The 18,974-nt window shown below is 66.3% G+C and carries 12 protein-coding genes and 1 pseudogene; 9 read left to right on the top strand and 4 right to left on the bottom strand.

From position 1 onward, the window contains the following. The first annotated feature begins 226 nt into the window (after positions 1–226). From IVB28_RS09820 to IVB28_RS09830, 3 genes and pseudogenes are all read left to right on the top strand, one after another. On the top strand, positions 227–1,039 hold the full coding sequence (locus IVB28_RS09820; RefSeq protein ID WP_247525867.1) for a UDP-2,3-diacylglucosamine diphosphatase: 813 nt from the start codon (positions 227–229) through the stop codon (positions 1,037–1,039). 8 nt (positions 1,040–1,047) lie between these two features. Continuing rightward, positions 1,048–1,606: pseudogene (locus tag IVB28_RS09825) on the top strand (glycosyltransferase). A 62-nt stretch (positions 1,607–1,668) separates the two neighbouring features. Then, a complete protein-coding gene (locus IVB28_RS09830; RefSeq protein ID WP_247525868.1) occupies positions 1,669–2,652 on the top strand; it encodes a threonine/serine dehydratase in 984 nt (327 codons plus the stop codon). 169 nt (positions 2,653–2,821) lie between these two features. Here the strand turns inward: IVB28_RS09830 and IVB28_RS09835 are convergent, their stop codons facing one another. Further along, complete coding sequence (locus IVB28_RS09835) at positions 2,822–4,618, bottom strand: caspase family protein (RefSeq protein ID WP_247525869.1); 1,797 nt, start codon at positions 4,616–4,618, stop codon at positions 2,822–2,824. Positions 4,619–4,783: 165 nt separating this feature from the next. On the opposite strand from IVB28_RS09835, the gene IVB28_RS09840 reads away from it, so the two are divergent. Together IVB28_RS09840 and IVB28_RS09845 are read left to right on the top strand one after the other, a co-directional pair. Further along, entirely contained in the window at positions 4,784–5,227 is a 444-nt protein-coding gene (locus tag IVB28_RS09840; protein ID WP_247525870.1) for an RbsD/FucU domain-containing protein, read from the top strand. A 139-nt stretch (positions 5,228–5,366) separates the two neighbouring features. Continuing rightward, a complete protein-coding gene (locus IVB28_RS09845) occupies positions 5,367–5,723 on the top strand; it encodes a hypothetical protein (RefSeq protein ID WP_247525871.1) in 357 nt (118 codons plus the stop codon). A 310-nt stretch (positions 5,724–6,033) separates the two neighbouring features. Here the strand turns inward: IVB28_RS09845 and IVB28_RS09850 are convergent, their stop codons facing one another. Beyond that, positions 6,034–7,530: a hypothetical protein gene (locus tag IVB28_RS09850; RefSeq protein WP_247525872.1), complete on the bottom strand. Its 1,497-nt coding sequence runs from the start codon at positions 7,528–7,530 to the stop codon at positions 6,034–6,036. 75 nt (positions 7,531–7,605) lie between these two features. Here IVB28_RS09850 and IVB28_RS09855 point away from each other — a divergent pair, with 75 nt between their 5' ends. Continuing rightward, positions 7,606–8,802, top strand: coding sequence for a major facilitator superfamily domain-containing protein 6 (locus IVB28_RS09855; RefSeq protein WP_247525873.1), 1,197 nt, complete (start codon positions 7,606–7,608; stop codon positions 8,800–8,802). Here IVB28_RS09855 and dgcA read toward each other — a convergent pair. Next, positions 8,772–9,767, bottom strand: coding sequence for an N-acetyl-D-Glu racemase DgcA (gene dgcA / locus IVB28_RS09860; protein WP_247525874.1), 996 nt, complete (start codon positions 9,765–9,767; stop codon positions 8,772–8,774). The two genes, IVB28_RS09855 and dgcA, sit on opposite strands and share 31 nt — an antisense overlap. Positions 9,768–9,894: 127 nt before the next feature. Between dgcA and IVB28_RS09865 the strand changes: the two genes are divergently transcribed. Genes IVB28_RS09865 through IVB28_RS09875 form a run of 3 tightly spaced genes read left to right on the top strand, consistent with a single transcriptional unit; the run spans position 9,895 to position 12,706 of the window. Next, on the top strand, positions 9,895–11,028 hold the full coding sequence (locus IVB28_RS09865; protein ID WP_247525875.1) for an ABC transporter permease: 1,134 nt from the start codon (positions 9,895–9,897) through the stop codon (positions 11,026–11,028). A gap of 2 nt (positions 11,029–11,030) precedes the next feature. Further along, complete coding sequence (locus IVB28_RS09870) at positions 11,031–11,801, top strand: ABC transporter ATP-binding protein (protein WP_247525876.1); 771 nt, start codon at positions 11,031–11,033, stop codon at positions 11,799–11,801. A gap of 29 nt (positions 11,802–11,830) precedes the next feature. Then, entirely contained in the window at positions 11,831–12,706 is an 876-nt protein-coding gene (locus IVB28_RS09875; protein WP_247525877.1) for an MlaD family protein, read from the top strand. A gap of 436 nt (positions 12,707–13,142) precedes the next feature. On the opposite strand, the gene IVB28_RS09880 is transcribed toward IVB28_RS09875, so the two are convergent. Next, positions 13,143–18,974 carry an apolipoprotein A1/A4/E family protein gene (locus IVB28_RS09880; protein WP_247525878.1) on the bottom strand — a complete coding sequence of 1,944 codons (5,832 nt, stop codon included), beginning with the start codon at positions 18,972–18,974 and terminating at the stop codon, positions 13,143–13,145.

Here is an 18,974-nt window from a genome sequence, read left to right on the forward strand (position 1 = left end):
AAACGGTCGTCTCGAAGGGCGAGGCGCGCGTCAGGTGACGCCAGGCGCCATCCGCAATAGGCGTGCCTCCAGCGGCGAGGACACCCCCTGCGGCGCCATGTCGCCTGATCGTCGCATGCGACTGATATTCGCGGGTGGGCGAGGCAAGGCGTGATTCGTATCTGAAGGTGCCTCAAAAATTCAACTGGTCATCCCCCTGTCACGGGACATTGTTACAGGCTGGTGCATGGGAAGCTACGATGTGAGTGACGAAAGCCCGGAGCGGCGCTTTCGCACCTTGTTCATCTCCGACGTTCATCTCGGAGCCCGCGGTTCTCAAGCCGACCTTCTGCTCGATTTCCTGCGTTTCCACGATGCGGACACGATCTATCTCGTTGGCGACATCGTCGACGGCTGGGCGCTGAAATCGAGCTGGAACTGGCCGCAATCCCATAACGACCTCGTCCAGAAGCTTTTGCGCAAGGCGCGCAAGGGCGCCAAGGTCATCTACATCCCCGGCAATCACGACGAGTTCCTGCGCAACTATTACGGCACCCATTTCGGCGGCATCGATGTGGTCGAGAACACAGTGCACGCCGGCGCGGACGGCAAGCGTTATCTCGTCATCCACGGCGACATCTTCGATCTCGTGGTGCAGAACGCGCGCTGGCTCGCCCATCTCGGCGACAAGGCCTACGACTTCGCGATCCAGATGAATCGCTTCGTCAACTTCTTCCGCCGCCTGTTCAAGGTGCCCTATTGGTCGCTGTCGCAATGGGCCAAGAAGAAGGTCAAGAACGCCGTCAATTACATCGGTGCGTTCGAGCAGGCGCTTGCCGCCGAGGCGCGGCGTCACGACGCCGACGGTGTGATCTGCGGCCACATCCACTACGCCGTGATCCGCGACGAGGGCGGCATTCGCTACATGAATTGCGGCGACTGGGTCGAGAGCTGCACCGCGCTCGTCGAGCATGACGACGGTCATTTCGAGATCATCACCTGGGCGGATCATTTGCAGAAGCCGGCAGCCGTCCCGCAGGTTGCAGCCAGGGCTGCATAGAAGAGGCCATCCTGGTCGCGACCGATGCCTGCACCCGCAAGTCAACGGTGTGGTTCGGACGCTCACCAAGCTCGCTGATGCTGCCGAGACGCTCGGTGTCGAGTTTGCGTTCCCGACGCCGCAATCGTTCCGCACCTTCGTGATGCCGAGCTGTCGCGACGTGCAGCTGGCCATGCCGCGCCCCGCCAGAATCGCGAGGCTGATCGAGGAGGCGCGCCCGGACAGCATCCACATTGCGACGGAAGGGCCGATCGGCCTGATGGTCCGCCGCTATTGCCGCCAGCGCAGGCTGCTGTTCACGACCAGCTTCCATACCCGCTTTCCCGAATATGTCCGCGCCCGCGTGCCGGTTCCGACGTCATTGGCGATGCGCCGGTCGGCACGCTCGATCACGATCTGCGCAGCGCCTGCTTCGCCGCGCTGGACGTCTCCCGGCAGGACTGCGTCCAATTCGCGGCCAACTACACCTGGGAGGCCTCAGCCCGGGCCTTTATCGACAGCATCCAGGCGGTCGGTGCGGTGCTCCCGGGCCGGAACGGGGCGGACCCGGCGCGATTCGTCGCCTGAGAGCCCAAATGCTCGCGCGGAGATGTCTTGCCCGCGCCTCATCCGCCGCGATAACATCTGATATGACCGAACAGCTTCTCCCGATCGGCCCTGCCGATATTGATGCCGCAGCGCGCGTCATCGCGCCCTTCGCCGTCCGCACCCCGCTGCTGTCCTTTCCCGTGCTCAACGAGCGGGTCGGCGCGAAAGTCTATCTCAAGCCGGAGATGCTCCAACGCACCGGCTCGTTCAAGTTCCGCGGTGCCTTCAACAAGGTCGCCTCGATCCCGCAGGACAAGCGCGCCGGCGGCGTCGTAGCGTTCTCCTCCGGCAACCATGCGCAGGGCGTGGCGGCCGCGGCAAAAATCCTCGACATGCAGGCGACCATCGTGATGCCGGCGGATGCGCCGTTGTCGAAGCGTGAGCGCACCAGATCCTATGGCGCCGAGGTCGTGCTGTATGACCGCGACCGCGACGACCGCGAAGCAATCTCGCATGGCATCGCCGAGAAGCGTGGTGCAACGCTGGTCAGGCCCTATGACGATCCCTTCGTGATTGCCGGCCAGGGCACCGCAGGCCGCGAGATCGCGGAAGACATGGCGGCGCTCGGTCTCGCCCCTGATATCGTGGTGGCGCCGGCCTCCGGCGGCGGTCTGATCGCGGGCGTCGCGACGGCCGTGAAAGCGCGCTATCCGCTGGCCGAGATCGTCGTGGCCGAGCCCGAGGCGTTCGACGACCACGGCCTGTCGCTGACCGCAGGTCATCGCGAGCCGCATGGGCCGGCAGGCCGCACCATCTGCGATGCGCTGATGGCCCTGATCCCCGGCGAGATGACGTTTGCGATCAACAGCAAGCTGCTCGCGCGCGGTGTCACTGCATCGGACAAGGAAGTCGGCGCGGCCGTAGCGTTTGCCTATCGCGAACTGAAGCTCGTGGTCGAGCCCGGCGGTGCCGTCGGTCTTGCTGCGCTGCTTGCGGGACGCCTCGACGTTGCTGGCAAGAACGTCATCATCGTGCTCTCCGGCGGCAACGTCGATGCCGATCTGTTCGCGGAGCTGGTGGCCTAGTCGTCATTCCGGGGCGCGCGTTAGCGCGAACCCGGTATCCGTTTCCCGCCGACTCTGCCGCACAATGGATTCCGGGCCGGCGCATCCCGGTATGACGATGGGAAGAGCTGACATGAAGAAGGGGCGGAGCATCGTTGCTCCGCCCCTTGTTTTGCGTACGCTTGCCCGATCAGTGCATGAAGCCCCGGTGGTTGTTGCCGCCACTCATGCTTGGCGCCTGGTTCATCGACTGGCGGAAGTTGTTGCCGCTGTTGACCATGCGGGTCGGCGTCGTGGTGAGCTGGGGACGCTTGTTTTGCACGTTGTTCTGCACTTGCACCTTGTTCACGGGGGTGTTGTCGATCTTCGCACCGTTGTTGATGCGGATCGGGTGGTTCTGCGTCGGAACATTGACCGGCTTCGTCTCGACATTCGTGCCGCCCTTGCCGACATTCACCGGCATGCTCACGATCTTGCCCGAGTTGCCGTTGCCGGCATTCGGCGTGTTGGTGGTCGGGGGCAGGGTCACGATCTTGCCGATGCCGCCATTAATCTTGGTGTTGGTCGGCGCAGGCAGGGTGACGACCTTGCCCGGGGTCTGCGACGGCGTACCGTCCTGCTGGCTCGGCTGGTTGTTGTTGCCCAGGGGCAGGTTGCCGATCTGGCCGCCATTGCCGAGCTTGCCGATGACATTGCCCTCGACCGCCTTCTGCACGACCGGCAGATTGCCGCCCATCTGCGGCCCACCATTGCCCTGCTGCAAGGGCATGTATTTGGGCTGGCCGAGATTGCCGATCTTGAAGGTCGGGGCGATGTTCTGCGGCGCCAGGAACTTGGTCGCCTGCATCAAGGGGATCTGCTTCGGCTGCGCTTGCAGCTTCAGCGCGACTTGCGCATAGGGGCTGTTGCCGTAGCTGTCGTAGAAGCTCTTGTACGCCACGGGCGAGTTCACGAGCACCGCCTTGTGCCAAGCCTGCGAGAGCAGCAGGTTGTTGAGCAGCCAGCGGACGTGGTCGCACAGCGGGTCGTGCGGATACATCCGGATGAACTCCTGATAGTATTCCGGTTGTCCCTCGGACACGACGTAGTCATAGGCCTGGCGCGTCGAGCGGCTCGGCAGGTTGGAAGCCATCTGCACCACCGGCGCCTTGACCGGCGCGCGGTTGGCCGCGACGGCGGTGTCGCCGAAGAAGGTGAAGTCGCTCGTGAGCGAGGAGCTCTCCCACGGAATCTGCGCGCCGCTGGTGGTCTGGTTCACCTGCAGACGCACGCGCTTGAACAGCTGCTCGATCGGCACGTTGGGCTCGCGCGCGACGTTCAGGAAGGCTTGCGTATACGGGCTGTGGCCGTTGGTGCCGTCGAGCGCCTCGGTGCCGGGCGCGGTCGAGTAACCGACGATCGAGCCGTTCGGCGCGTCGACGATCGCAAGGCCGCGGCCGGCGTCGTTCACGCTCGGGAACGGATTGTTGCGGCAGGCATCGAGGATGACGATGCGCATGCGGCTCGGGATCGTCTCCAGCGTCGACATCACGTCGACGAGGCGCACCGAATTGCTGACGAGCTCGGTGGGGCTGGAGACCTTCGCATCGACGGGAACGAGATAGTTCTCCCCGGCGAGCTGCACGCCGTGACCGGCGTAATAGACCATCGCCACCGTGTTCGGGCCGCGCGAAGCAACCTTGGCGGAGAAGTCCTGGACGACGCGGAGCATGTCGTTCTGGGTCAAATCGGTTGCTGAGACCACTTCGAAGCCGGCGGAGTTCAGGAACTGCGCCATCGATTGCGCGTCGTCGTCGGGGTTCGCAAGCTGCGGTGCGTTCTGGTAGTTCGCATTGCCGATCACCAGCGCCACCCGCTGCTCCGGGCCTTGTAGCGCGGTTGGGGCAGGCTGGACCGGGGCGACCTGCGCGGAAGCGGGCCCGCAGGCGAAGCCGAACAGGCTTCCCACGAGGCTCGCAGTCATCAGGAAAGGCTTTAGGTGGAACATGGCGTGCTCCTTTGGCACTGATCTCGATACGAGATTGGTTGCGGAGAAGCCTGGCCGCGTTCGAGTTTGAAGTCCGTGATCGGTGTCACCATCGCGGACAACGTGATCTGAATCACGCTCGGAACCTGCTATGGTTAGCGATCGATTGGGAGGATAGTCCGTCACATGCTGAAATCGATCGATCCGATCCTGACGCCCGATCTGCTCTGGCTGCTGGCCTCCATGGGCCACGGCGACGACCTCGTGGTCGTCGACGCCAACCACCCGGCCACCCGCATCGCCCGCAGCACATCGTCGCAGCGTCTGGTTCAGTTGCCGGGCCTGCCCATGGAGACGGTCGTCCGCGCCATCATGACGCTTTATCCGCTCGATGATTTCGATCCCGATCCGGTGCGCGTGATGACGCCGGTCGATGATCCCGACCGCGTGCCCGAGGTGCAGCGCGCGGTGCTGGCCGAAATCGAACGCGCGGTCGGCCGCCTCATCGCGCCGGGAAAACTCTCGCGGGCGGATTTCTATCGCGCGGCGGCGGCAAGCTTCGGTGTCGTGCAGGTCGGCGACAGCAGGAGCTACGGCTGTTTCCTGATCCGCAAGGGCGTGATCAGCTAGGGCACCTTGCGCTCCGTCACGCACCGCGTTGAAGCGGAGCGGACACGATCCTCGGCTGCGCTATTGTGCGAATGGCGACACACGGCCCTGCACCCGAATTTGAATGGTCTTCGCGCAATCGCCTGTCTATGGTCGATCCATGTGTCGCCTTGCGTGTCTAACTGTTGCCATCATGCTGTCGCTGCTGCCGACCACGGCGTCCGCTGCGTCAAACAAGCCTCCCAAGCCGGTCTGGAAAGGCTACGGCTTCCTGCCGGGCTATCGGCAACCACTGAGCAACAGCATTCCGCTCTACAAGCAGAAGGACGCGATGCGCCGAATGTCGCGCGCCGACCGGCGGCATTGGTACATCGACCCGGTTCCGCAATATTACCGCTGGAACGGTGAGTGGCACTATTTCGGCCGCCCCGGCTTCACCGGCGGCCGCTACAATGGCGGCAGTTTTGGTCCGTGCTGGACGCGGACCCCGATCGGGGCGGTGTGGAACTGCGGATGATCAAGTTGGCGAACGGTCGTTAGTTCGTCATTGCGAGGAGCGAAGCGACGAAGCAAATCCAGAGCCGTTCCGCGAAGAGATTCTGGATTGCTGCCGCCTCGCCAAGGCTCCGGCGGACCAGTCGCTGCGCTCGCAATGAAGATGCGAAGAGACTACGTGCGCGGCATATCGCTCTCGTGTCCCGGACGCAGCGCAACGCTCCTTCAGCGGTGCGCTGCTGAGCCAGGGCCCATGTTGCGGTAGAGGCCGTGGCTCCTGGGTCCCGGCTCTGCGCTTCGCTTGTCCGGGACAGGAGAGTGGGTGCGTTCCCTTACGAGAAGAACGCGATCTTTTCGGCCTGGGTCATGCGGCGGATCGGCGCGAGGGGATCGTTGGCGGGCGCGCGGGGTCTCTGCAGAATGCCGCTGGCGAGGATGGTGGCGCCGAGCGAGGACTCGGGCAAGGATGCGGACAAGGACGCCGACAGGGGCGAGGGCATCGGTGGCAGCGTGGCGGTTGGCGCTGCGGTGAATGTCGCCGTTGCCGCCGCAGCCATGGCCGGGGCCTGCTGCTCCATCACTTCGGCGGCGGCTTCCGCAATGGCGTCGGTGAGGCGCGCGAGCGAGTCCATCGCGATCGGCGCGTCCGCAGCGGGCTCTTCCACGGGGGCAACGACCGGCTGAGATGCGACCGGCTCCGGAAGCTCGGCGGCCACGGACGCTGCGGGCTCGGCTGGTCTCGGCTCCGGAACGGCCGTTTCCATCTCGACCGCTGCGATGATCTCGTCGAACTCCGGATCGGGCGCCGCCATCTCCAGCGCGATGGCCTCGAGCACGGCGTCGTCCTCGGCTTGCGCGGCCGCGTCGTGCGCGAATGCGTCAGCAACGTCCGCGAAGGCAGCGGTGTCCGTGACCGGTTCTTCAAACGACACGTCTTCAGGCGCGGTATCTTCAGGCGCGACAGTCCCAATCGCGACACTCCCGATCGCGACAGGGTCGAGCGCGGCAGTTTCGACGGCGATCTCGCTTTCGGCCGCAATCTCCGGCGCGATCGCCGCATCCATTGCCTGCTCGGCCTCGGCGAACGCTTCGGTGGCGACGGCCGCTTCAACGGCGGCCTCGGGCTCGGCAGCTGCTGCGACGTCCTGCGGCGGCTCCGTAAAAGCCGCGGGGGCGTCGCTGGCCATCGGCGCGGCGGCGGTCGGGGCAGGCGCGGTCTCGGCAGGCGGAGCTTCAGCGGTGGATGAGGACGCCTCCTGCACCGGAGCCGGAGGCGCCGCCTGCGGCGTTGCGCCGCCATCGGTCTGCTCGACCCGATCCCTCAGCAGATCGAAGGCAATCTTGAGCTCGACGCGGGGGTCGATGGCCGAAACCTGTCCGCAGGCGGCCTCGATCGAGGCGAGCTGCGAATCAATGAGGTCGCAGATTCGCCCGTCGGCGCCGATCTCGCGCCAGCGCCAGGAGATCTCCTTGATGATGCGTACCCCGCGCGGAATCGCGGCGAGGCTCGCCTCGAGCGCCGCGGGGTCGCACGCGGCGATCGCGATCGTCTCGGCCTCGCGGATAGCGCGGCGGATCTCGACCAATGCTTCGGGGAGGCGGTCTTCGACGACAGGTTGTCGCTGCGCCGCAAGGGTTTCTTCGATCTTCGCGACCGCATCGAGCACCATGCGCGTGTCGGCATTGCGGTTGCGCTTGGCGTATTCGCCAAGGAACCAGCGGCCGCGCGCGGTCTCCATGAAGGCTTCGCGGATCGCGTCGTAATCCTGCTCGTTCGGCTCGGCCGCGCGGGCAGACATAGGCGAGAGGGCGAATGCTTCGTTGGCCATGGCAATCTCGTCGCGCAAATCACTACGCGGTATTGTAACGATCACCACGATATCGACCGAATCGCAATTGGTTTGATGCAGTCCGAATCACAAATCCCCATCGCGGCATCCAGCAAGCGGCGATTCGCCGTCAGCCTCGCCCTGTTCTATTCGGCCGTGTTCGCGGTCTCGGGCACGCATCTGCCCTTCTTCCCGGTCTGGCTGAAGGCGATCGGCATCGATGCGGCCTGGATCGGGCTCATCAACGCGCTGCCGGCGATCACGCGCTTCACCACGCTGCCGCAAGTGACGGCCTTTGCCGAAAAGCGGCATGCCATCCGCGCCGCCATGATGGTGTCGGTGCTGGCGACGGCAGTCGGATTTACGGCGGTCGGCCTGCAGCAGCAGCCGCTGGCGCTATTCCTGATCTATGCGCTGACCTGCATGATGTGGACGCCGACGATGCCGCTGACCGATGCCTATGCGCTGCGCGGTGTTGCCCGTTACGGGCTCGATTACGGACCGCTGCGGCTGTGGGGCTCCGCGGCGTTCGCCGCCGGCTCGCTCGCCTGCGGCTATCTCATCGACAGCATCGCCGCGCGCGACCTGATCTGGATCATCGTTGCATGGGCGGTCGTCGCGGTCGCAGCCAGCCTGCTGCTTCAGCCCCTCGACGACGTCAGGCGCAAGACGACGGAGCGGCATGCCAACAAGGCGCTGCTGCGCGACGCCGGCTTCCGGGCGATCATCGCATCGGCCGCGCTGATCCAGGGCAGCCACGTCGCCTACTACACCTTCTCGGCCATCAACTGGCAGCTCCATGGGATCAGCGGGTTGACGATCGCGGGACTGTGGACGCTTGGCGTAATCGCCGAAATCGTCGTGTTCGCGCTGTCGCCGCGCTTCTCGCTGCATCCATCCACGATGATCGCGATCGGAGGCGTGAGCGCCGTGGTGCGCTGGATCGTCACCGCGAGCGAGCCGCCACTGGCGCTGCTCGCAATCGTGCAGCTCGGCCACGGCCTCACTTTCGGCATGACGATTGTCGGCACCATGAATCTGCTGGTGCAGCGCGTGCCCTCGCATCAGATCGCGCGCGGGCAGGGCTATTATGCCGCCTGCAACGGCCTCTTGGGCGCCACGACCTCGATTGTGTCGGGCGCGATCTACGCCCGCATCGGCGACGGCCTGTATTACGTCATGGCCGCGATGGCCGCTGGCGGCGCGCTTGTGATCTGGTCGGCGCGGCACCGGCTCAAGGTTCACCCCCAGAGCGAAGCGTCCGGCGGATAGATCAGGCTGTCGTCATAGCGCAGGGCGTGATCGCGGTCGCGTGCCAGCAGCAGCGGGCCGTCGAGATCGACGAAGCGGGCCTGCGGTGTCACCAGCATCGCCGGGGCCATCGACAGCGAGGTTGCGACCATGCAGCCGATCATGATCTCGAAGCCCAGCGCCTGGGCGGCGTCCGCCATGGCGAGCGCCTCGGTGAGGCCGCCGGTCTTGTCGAGCTTGATGTTCACGGCGTCGTAGCGCTCGCGCAAGGGGGCAAGCGAAGAGCGGTCGTGCACGCTTTCGTCGGCGCAGACCGCGAGCGGCCGCTTGATCCGCGCCAGCGCCTCATCCTTCCCGGCCGGCAGCGGCTGCTCGACCAGGGTGACGCCGACAGCCTCGCAGGCGGCGAGATTGTGCTCCAGATTGGCCTCGGTCCAGGCCTCGTTGGCATCGACGATCAGCTCGGATTCGGGTGCGGCCTTGCGCACGGCCGCGATCCGCTGGGGATCGCCGTCGCCGCCGAGCTTGATCTTGAGCAGCGGCCGGTGCGCCGCCTTGGCGGTCGCGGCCGCCATGGCCTCGGGGGTCCCCAACGAGATCGTGTAGGCGGTGGTGCGCTCGCCCGGCACCGGGCGGTCGAGCAGGTCCCAGGCCCGCAGGCCTGCCGCCTTGGCCTCCAGGTCGATCAAGGCGCAATCCAGGGCGTTGCGGGCCGCACCGGGCGGCATGGCGGCCTGCAAGGCCTGCCGGGTGATACCACCGGCGACGGCCTCCTGCATCGCCTGGACGGCGATAAGGGTCGCTTCGGGCGTCTCGCCATAGCGGGGATAGGGCACGCACTCGCCGCGGCCGGTCAGCCCGTGCCGGCTGACCTCCGCCACGACAGTCACGGCCTCGGTTTTGGCCCCCCGGCTGATGGTAAAGCTGCCCGCGATCGGGAAGCGCTCGATTCGCGACGACAGGGAAGCAAATTTTATGGAAGTCATTTTGAACTCTGGCGAAATCTGAACCTGCTAGTTACCTCTAGCAACTAACAATTGGGGACACCTTCTCCGGGTAAGGGCGCGTGCGCAACTCTCTGATTTTCTCTGCCCCGGCACGGGAGCGGACATCTTGAACAGCGATCCGAAGCTGGAACGGATTGCCAAGGGCAAGGCGCTGGCACTTTGCGCCACTGGGACCTGGACCGCGAGCTTCGCACCGGTCCTGGAGCGGATGGTGGCCGACGCCGAGAAGCTCGCCGGCGGCCCCCAGAGCATCTTCATCGACGTCTCCGAGGTCGCCAAGCTCGACACTTTCGGCGCATGGCTGATCGAGCGGCTGCGCCGCAGCCTGACCAAAGGGCCCGTCGAGGCGCAGATCGCGGGGCTCTCCGCCAATTATTCGAGCCTTGTCGACGAGGTGCGGCGGGTCAGGGCGGGGGCCGTGGTCGAGGGCGGCACGGTGACCATCACCGGCATGCTGGAGCAGATCGGCCGGACCGTGGCCGGCGTCGGCGGAACAATCGCGGGCCTCGTCGACATGCTCGGTGCCGTGCTCGCGGCGTGGTTTCGTGTCCTGATCCACCCGCGCACGCTTCGCCTGACCTCGACGGTCCATCACATGGAGCAGGTCTGCTGGCGTGCGGTGCCGATCATCGTGCTGATCACCTTCCTGATCGGCTGCATCATCGCCCAGCAGGGCATCTTCCATTTCCGCCGCTTCGGCGCCGACATCTTCGTGGTCGACATGCTGGGCGTGCTGGTGCTGCGGGAGATCGGCGTGCTCCTGGTCGCGATCATGGTCGCCGGACGCTCGGGCAGCGCCTACACCGCCGAGCTCGGCTCGATGAAGATGCGCGAGGAGATCGACGCGCTGCGCACCATGGGGTTCGATCCGATCGAGGTTCTGGTGCTGCCGCGCATGATGGCCCTCGTGCTCGCGCTGCCGATCCTCGCATTCCTCGGCGCGATGGCCGCGCTCTATGGCGGCGGGCTCGTGGCCTGGCTCTATGGCGGGGTCGAGCCAGAGGCCTTCCTGCTGCGGCTGCGCGATGCCATCTCGATCGACCATTTCATCGTCGGCATCGTCAAGGCGCCGGTCATGGCCGCGGTGATCGGCATCGTCGCCTGCGTCGAAGGGCTCGCCGTGCAGGGCAGCGCGGAATCGCTCGGGCAGCACACCACGGCCTCGGTGGTGAAGGGCATTTTCTTCGTCATCGTCATGGATGGCGTGTTCGCGATCTTCTTCGCCTCGATCGGGATGTGACGATGGCAGGCGAGATGCAAGATCCCATCATCCGCGTTCGCGACATCACCGTGCAGTTCGGCAGCACACGCGTGCTCGACGGCCTCAACCTTGACGTCAAGCGCGGCGAGATTTTGGGATTTGTCGGCCCATCGGGCGCGGGCAAGTCCGTGCTGACGCGCACCATCATCGGCCTCGTTCCGAAGGTCGCAGGCTCCATCGAAGTGTTCGGTGTCGATCTGGATTCCTCCAACACCTCGCAGCGCCGCAACGTCGAGCGGCGCTGGGGCGTCTTGTTTCAGCAGGGCGCGCTGTTCTCCTCGCTCACGGTGCGGCAGAACATCCAGTTTCCGATGCGCGAATATTTGCGCGTTTCGCAGCGGCTGATGGACGAGATCACCATGGCCAAGCTCACCATGGTCGGCCTCAAGCCTGAGGTCTCCGATCGCTTCCCGTCCGAGCTCTCCGGCGGCATGATCAAGCGCGTGGCGCTGGCGCGCGCGCTCTCGCTCGATCCGGACCTCGTATTCCTGGACGAGCCGACCTCGGGTCTCGACCCGATCGGCGCCGGCGACTTCGACGAGCTGGTCCGGACGCTCCAGCGCACTTTGGGGTTGACCGTTTTCATGGTAACCCACGATCTCGACAGCCTTTACACCGCATGCGACCGCATCGCCGTTTTAGGGAACGGTAAGATCATTGCGGCAGGGTCGATCGCCGACATGCAGGCCTCGCAGCATCCCTGGCTGAGGCAGTATTTCCATGGCAAGCGCGCCCGCGCGGTCATGGGGTGAGAAGCTGGGATGAGTAACCGGAGCACCTGATGGAAACGCGGGCGAACTACGTCTTGATCGGGTCGTTCACGCTGGCCGTCATCGCCGCGGCGATCGGCTTCGTGCTGTGGTTTCAGTCGCTGCACACCACCAAGCAGCGCAGCCCCCTGCGCGTCGTGTTCGAGGGCCCGGCGGCGGGCCTGCGCAATGGCGGCAGCGTCAATTTCAACGGTATCAGGGTGGGCGAGGTGGTCTCGGTGAAGCTGGACAACCCGCGGCGGGTTGTCGCACTCGCCATGATCGAGAACAACGCCCCGATCCGCAAGGACACCTTAGTCGGTCTCGAATTCCAGGGACTCACCGGCGTCGCCGCGATTTCGCTCAAGGGGGGCGACGAAGCGGCGGCTCCGGCGCCGCTCGACCAGGACGGCATCCCGACCCTGACCGCCGACCCCAACAAGCTCCAGGACGTCACCGAGGCGATCCGCGGCACGCTGCAGAACATCAACAAGATCGTCGCCGACAATCAGGAATCGGTGAAGAATTCGCTGAAGAATCTGGAGACCTTCACCAACTCGCTCGCCCGCAATTCCGAGAAGATCGACGGCGTGATGGCAAAGGTCGATGGCGTCATGCTCAAGGCCGACAATCTCATGGTCGGCCTCAACACGCTCGCCGGCGGCAAGGATGGCGGCGAGCTGTTCCAGGCGGTGAAGTCGATCCGCGAGCTCGCCGACGATTTCGACAAGCGCTCCGGCGCGCTGATGGCCGACGGCCGTCGTACCCTCGGTGACATCAGCCGCGCCGTGAACAACTTTGACCGCAACCCCACCCGCGTGCTGTTCGGCGCCAGCAACAGCAGCGCGCCGGCCGCCGCTCCGCCGCCGGCCGAGCCGCCGAAGCCGGCCGCAGCGCCCAGGCGGTAGGAGCGGGTAATTTCTCCTCCGTCATTGCGAGCGCAGCGAAGCAATCCAGATTGTCTCCGCAGGGGCAGCCTGGATTGCTTCGTCGCAAGGGCTCCTCGCAATGACGATGTGGAGAGAGTGTGCGCCACTCTCGTGTCCCGGACGCGCTGCAGCGTGAAACGCTGCTGCGCAGAGCCGGGACCTAGAAGCAACGCAGCAATGCCGCGAGATGGGCCCCGGTTCTGCAGCGCACCGCTGAAGAAGCGCTGCGCTGCGTCCGGGGCACGACAGCCTCGTGGCCGGGATGGAGCGCAAGCGTCATAGGAGACTCCTTGCTTGTCCCCCGGTGCCGCTGCGCTCCCGGTCTACGATTCTCCTCGCAACGAGGAGCCCAAACAAAAACGGAGCCCGTGAGGGCTCCGTTCGCTGTTCGCAACTCGCTATTCGCGAGTCTGCCTTACCCGAGCCGTCCAGCCGCGTGCGCGAGCAGCGTGTAGACCAGACCCGTCTCCGAGGTCAGGTGGCTGCGCAGCTCCTGCGGGCCGCGGCCGTCGCGGGCGACTTCGTCGAGCAGGCGCTCGAACTCGGCGACATAGCGGTCGACCGTGCCCTTGAAGCTGCGGTCGGCGCGGTACTTGCGGGCGACCTCGTCGAAGGCCTTCTGGCCGGCGGGCGTATAGAGGCGCTTGGTGAAGGCCTTGTTCTCGCCGCGCTGGTAGCGGTCCCACATCTCGGCGGCGAGGTTGCGGTCCATCAGCCGGCCGATGTCGAGCGACAGCGACTCCAGCGGATTGCTGCTGGCCTGCGGCGCCTGCGGCTGCGGCGCGGGCGCGGCGCGGCCACGGGAGGCCTGACCGGTCGGGGCGCCCTGATTGGCGTCGGTCCGGCTGAGCAGGTCCGACAGCCAGCCGTCGCGGCCCTGGTCGTTGCCTGCAGGCGCGACCGGCGGCGCTTCCGTGCGGCGTGCGGCCGGCATGCCGAGGTCGGGCGGCGGCAGCGTCGAGGCGCTGCCGGTGTCCCGCATCCGGGTCTCGGTGGCGCGGACGCCGACGGCTGCCAGCACCGGCTCTTCCTGGCGCTGCACGCTGGCACGGCTCGTCGTGGTGACGTCGAGGCCGCGGCCATGCTGGGCCACGATGCGGTTGAGCTCGGCCAGAGCCTCGATCTGGTCGACGATCACCTTGCGCATCTGCGCCGTGCTCTCGGCGGCCTCTTGCGGCATCTCGAGCACGCCGCGGCGCAGCTCGTTGCGGGTGGCTTCGAGCTCGTTGTGCATCTCGAAGGCCATCTGCTTCATGCTGGAGACCAGATTGGTGAACTTCTCGGTCGACTGCTTGAACATCGCATCCGCCTCGTCCGTGGTCTGGCGGTAGATGTCGTGCATCGCCTCGACGGTCTGGCGATGCTCCTCCTCGGACGCTGCGCGCACCGCCTCGAACTGGCGGGTGATCGCGGCGGAGCCTGCGCCGGCGGTTTCGGCGACGACACGGGCGATGTCGCGGGCGCGCTCTTCAGCCGCCGCCAGCGATTCATCGAGCAGGCCGGTGAAGCGCGACAGCCGCTGGTCGAGATCGGCCGTGCGCAGGTCGATCGTGGTGACGAGCGATTCCAGCGCCTCCTTGCGCTCGGCGAGCGAGGCGGTGGTGTTCTTGTTGCTCTGCTCGACGACCTGCGCGGCGTCAACCAGCGCCTTGCCGTGCGCGTCGAACTGGGTCGACAGCTCGCCGAGATCCTGGAGCGCCTTCGTGGTCTTGCTGTTGAAGACGTTGAGCTGCTCTTCCAGGTTCTGCGTCGCCGCGCCGTTGCGCGAGGTGACGTCGTTCATCGCCGAGACGAAGTCGGCGACGCGCGTCACCAGCGCCCGCTCGAGCGAGTTGAGGTTGTCGTGCGCACCGGTCAGCACCTCCTGGAGCAGGATGTTGCCTTCGCGCAGACGTTCGAACAGCGCCACCGTGTCGGTGCGCAGGATCTTGCTGGTCTCCTGCATCTCGGTGACGGCCGCGATCGAGACCTGGCGCGACTGGTCGATCGCGGAACGCGAGGCCTGCTCGAGGTCCTTGAGCGACTTGCCGACCGCGCTGGTGGCGATCTCGCTCGCAGCGTTGATGGTGCGGGCGACTTCCGAGCCGTTGCCCATCATGGTCTGCGAGAAGGCCTGGCCGCGCGTCTCGATCGACTTCAGCGCGTCCGAGGTGACGCGGTCGATGTCGAGCGTGAGCTGGCTGCTCTTCGAGCCGATCGCATCGACCAGCGCACCGCGCTTGGCGTCGATCATGTTCGACAGACGGTCCGCCTGCTGCTGCACATAGGTGACGATCTCGTCGGTCTTGCCGGTCATGGCCTGGCCGAAGCTGGAGCTGGCGGCGAGCACCGAACGCTCGACTTCGGACGAGCTCGACTTGACCCGCGAGCTCGCCTCATTCGAGGCCGTGATCAGCGCGTTCTGGGCGTTGAGCGCGCTGGTCTGGATGTCGTTGGTCGCGTTCGCGGTGGCCGCGCTCAGCGTGCGCTCGATCTCGGTCGAGATCGTGCGGATCTGGCTCGCGGCGTCCGCCGAGGTCGAGGTCAGCGAGGTCTGGGCCTCGCGTGCGCTGTTGAGGATGGTCGAGGCGGTGTCGGCGCCGACCGCGGTCAGCGTACGCTCGATGTCCGTGGTCAGCGACTTGATCTGGCTCGCCGCGTCGGTCGAGGCGGAGATCAGCGATCCCTGGGCCTCGCGCACGCCGCTGGTGAGCGCCTCGATGGTGGCGCCGCCGGCGGTTGCCAGCGCGCGCTGCATCTCGGCGGCGAGCGAACGGACCTGGCTGGTCTGTTCGGCCGAAACCGTGAGCAGGGTGCTCTGGGCGTCGCGAGCGCTGGTGGTGATGGTCTCCGCTGTCGACTGGCCGACCTGCGAGAGCGAACGATGCACTTCGGCCGCGAGCGATTTGACCTGGCTCGCCGCCTCGGAGGACGCCGTCACCAGCATGTTCTGCGCCTCGCGAGCGCCAGCGGTGATGGTTTCGGCGGTCGAGGTGCCCGCCATCGTGAGCGAGCGCTGCACATCGGCCGTGAGCGACTTGACCTGGGCCGCCGCATCCGAGGATCCGGCAACCAGGGTGTTCTGGGCTTCGCGCGCGCCGGTGGTGAGGATCTCGGCGGTCGAGGTGCCCGCCATCGTGAGCGAACGCTGCACGTCGGAGGACAGCGCCTTGATCTGGTTGGCGGTCTCGGTCGAGGTCGCGATCAGCGTGCTCTGCGCATCGCGGGCGCCGGCGGTGATCGATTCCGCCGTGGTGGAGCCGGCCATCGACAGCGAGCGCTGCACGTCGGCGGTGAGCGTCTTGACGTGGTTGGCCGCATCCGAGGACGCGGTGACGAGGGTGGTCTGGACTTCGCGGGCGCCGGCCAGGATCGAGGCCGCGGTGGCCGAGCCTGCCGCCGACAACGTGCGTTCGACGTCGGCCGCGAGCCCCTTGATCTGGCTGGAAGCTTCGCTCGACGCTGCGACCAGCGTCGACTGCGCCTCGCGGGCGCTGCTCAGGATCGAGTTCGCCGAACCGGTGCCGACCGCAGTCAGCGCGCGCTCGACCTCGGCGGAGGTCATCTTGAGCTGGGCGTTGACGTCGGAAGAGACCGTCATCAGCGACTGCTGGGCGGTGCGCGCACCGGTCTGGATCGTCTCGCTGGTGTTGACGACGAGGTTGGTGAGCGAGCGCTCGGCGTCCTCGACATGCGAGCGGATCGCGGTCGAGATCATCTCGGCGCGGGACATCATGTCCTCGCTGGCCTGGCGGCCGCTGCTTTCGATGCGGCCGGCGACGGCCTCGACGCGCGAGCCGAGCAGGTCCTCGAACTGCGCCACACGCACGTCGATGTCGCTCGCGACCGAGCCGACCTTGGTCTCGATGGCCTGATGGATCTCCTGGAAGCGCGCCGTGACCGTGTCGGTCAGGTGCGTGCTGCGGCCGTCGATGACTTCGGTGACCCCGGTGATGCGGCGGTCGACCGCCTCGATCGCCTGCGCGGTGCCGTCCGTGAGCGTCGAGGTCAGGAGGGTCAGGCGGGTGTCGATCGACTGCACGGCCTGCGATGCGCCGTTCGTCACCGCGGTGGTGAGGTAGGTGAGGCGGGAGTCGATGGACTCGAGCGCCTGCGAGGCGCCGCCGGTGAGCGTCGTCGTGAGGTGGGTCAGCCTCGTATCGATCGACTGGATGGTCTGGGTTGCGCCATCGGTCAGCGAGGTCGTGAGGTGGGTGAGGCGCGCATCGATGGTTTCGATGGCCTGCGATGCGCCGCCGGTCAGCGACGTCGTGAGGTGGGTGAGGCGGGAGTCGACTGACTGGATCGCCTGCGCGGCACCGTCGGTCAGCGACGAGGCGAGCGTGTTGAGGCGCTCGTCAATGGTCTCGGTGACGGACTTCGCACGGATGTCGAACGACTGTTCGAGCGCGGTGACGCGGCCGCCGAGCTGCTCGTCGAAGGTCTTGATGTGGCCTTCGATCGTCGAGTCGAGGCTGGAGATCTTGCCGTTCAGCGAGGTGTCGAGATTGCTGACACGTTCGCCGATCGTGGTCTCGAACTGTACCAAACGCTGGTCGAGCGCGGCCGTGATCTCGCCGCCGTTGGCGGTGAAGCGGGTGTCGAAATTGTCGACATAGGTCTTCAGCGACTCATGGATGTCCTGCGTGCGCTGGCCCATGCGCTCGACGATCTCGCCGCCGAAGGTCTTCACGGTGCGGTCGAACTCGGAAATGTGGCGCGTGATCAGGGCGCCCAGCGTACCGGAGTCGCGGGCGAACTTCTCGACCAGCTCGGTACCCTGGTTCCGCACCAGCTCGTCGAACGCGCTCATCTGCAGCGACAGCGAGTCGTGCGCGGTCTCGGTCTGGCTGACCACCTTGGCGACAAGCGTGTTGACGGTGGCGTCGAGCGCCTCGCTCGCCTTGTCGCCGCTGGTCAAGATCTGGCCGGCGAGGCGGTTGCCGGCGTCGTCGATCTTGGAGGACAGATCGTTGGAGCGCAGCTCGAGCTCGAGCAGCAGCGAGTCCGAGGAATTCTTCAAGCTGTCGTGCACCTGCTCGGTGCGCTCGGAGATGCCGTCGACGATCGCGGCGGAGCGCTGCTCGAATTCGCCGGTGATGCGGTCGATGCGCTCGTTCAGCATCTCGTGAACGCGGTCGGCGAGGTCGACGAACTCGTCGTGGACGTGGCCGGTCTTGAAGTTGAGGCTGGTGGTCAGACGCTCGCTGGCGTCGAGCACGGCGCGCGTGGTCTCGTTGCTGGCTTCCTCGAGACGGTCGAGCAGGTCGCCGCCGCGTTCGCCGAGCGCCAGGATCATGTTGTCGCCGGCATTGCTCAGTGCGCTGGTGATGTGGGCGCCGCGCTCCTCGAGCGCACCGGTGATGGACTTGGCGACTTCGTCGACGCGCGAGGCGATTGCGTCCGAGATCAGCGCAATGTCGTGGCGCAAATCGATCTGCACGCCGGAGATGGCGCTGCGGACCTGCTCGGCCTGGCCGACCAGATTGTCGCGCTGATGCGCGATGTCCTGGAGCAGGGCGCGGATGCGCACTTCGTTGTCGGAATAGGCGCGTTCGAGCGCGGCGACCTCGTTAGCGACCAGCGTCTCGAGCTCACCGGCGCGTGCGATCGCGCGCTCGATGCCGTCGCCCATCGCCGCGACCTCGCGGCGGATGGCCTGGCCGACGGTGACCATGGAATCGGAGGCCGAGCCCTCGGGCTCGGAGAAGCGGATCGCGACCTGCGCCATCGCCTGCGCGATCATGCGCATTTCCTGGCCGCGCCAAACGAGGCTGGCGAGGAAGTAGAACAGCATGATCGGCGCGAAGAACATCGCGATCAGGCCGGCGATCACGAGCACGCCGCCGCTCTGGCCCATGGCGGCCTGGATCGAGGGCAGGAAGCCGAACGTCAGCGCGGCGCAGGCGGCAAGCCAGACGCCGGCGAAAATGGTGGCGAAGGTATAGACGCTGCGGGCGGGGCGGCCCTTCTGCAGCGCCTGGAGCAACTGGCCGATGGTTTCCCGGTCGTCATTGGCGGCGCGGCGCGAGGTGCGCGGCTCCTCGATCGGGTCGAACACGTTGGCCCGCTGGTTGGCGGCGGGGCGCGCCTCGAAGCTCGGCTCGTCGAAGATCGGGGGCGGCGGCGCCACCGAGGACGCCGTCTCGTTGCGCATCGAGGCGTTGCGGCTGGTGTCCGCAGCCGTGTCGCTGATGTTGAGGGCTTCCTGGATCGCAGAAAGCGCAACTTCTGTGGGGTCTTTGACCTTTTTCGGAGTGTTCGCCAT

Origin of the sequence: Bradyrhizobium sp. 199, from assembly GCF_023073355.1 — a bacterium.
Taxonomy (GTDB): Bacteria; Pseudomonadota; Alphaproteobacteria; order Rhizobiales; family Xanthobacteraceae; genus Bradyrhizobium.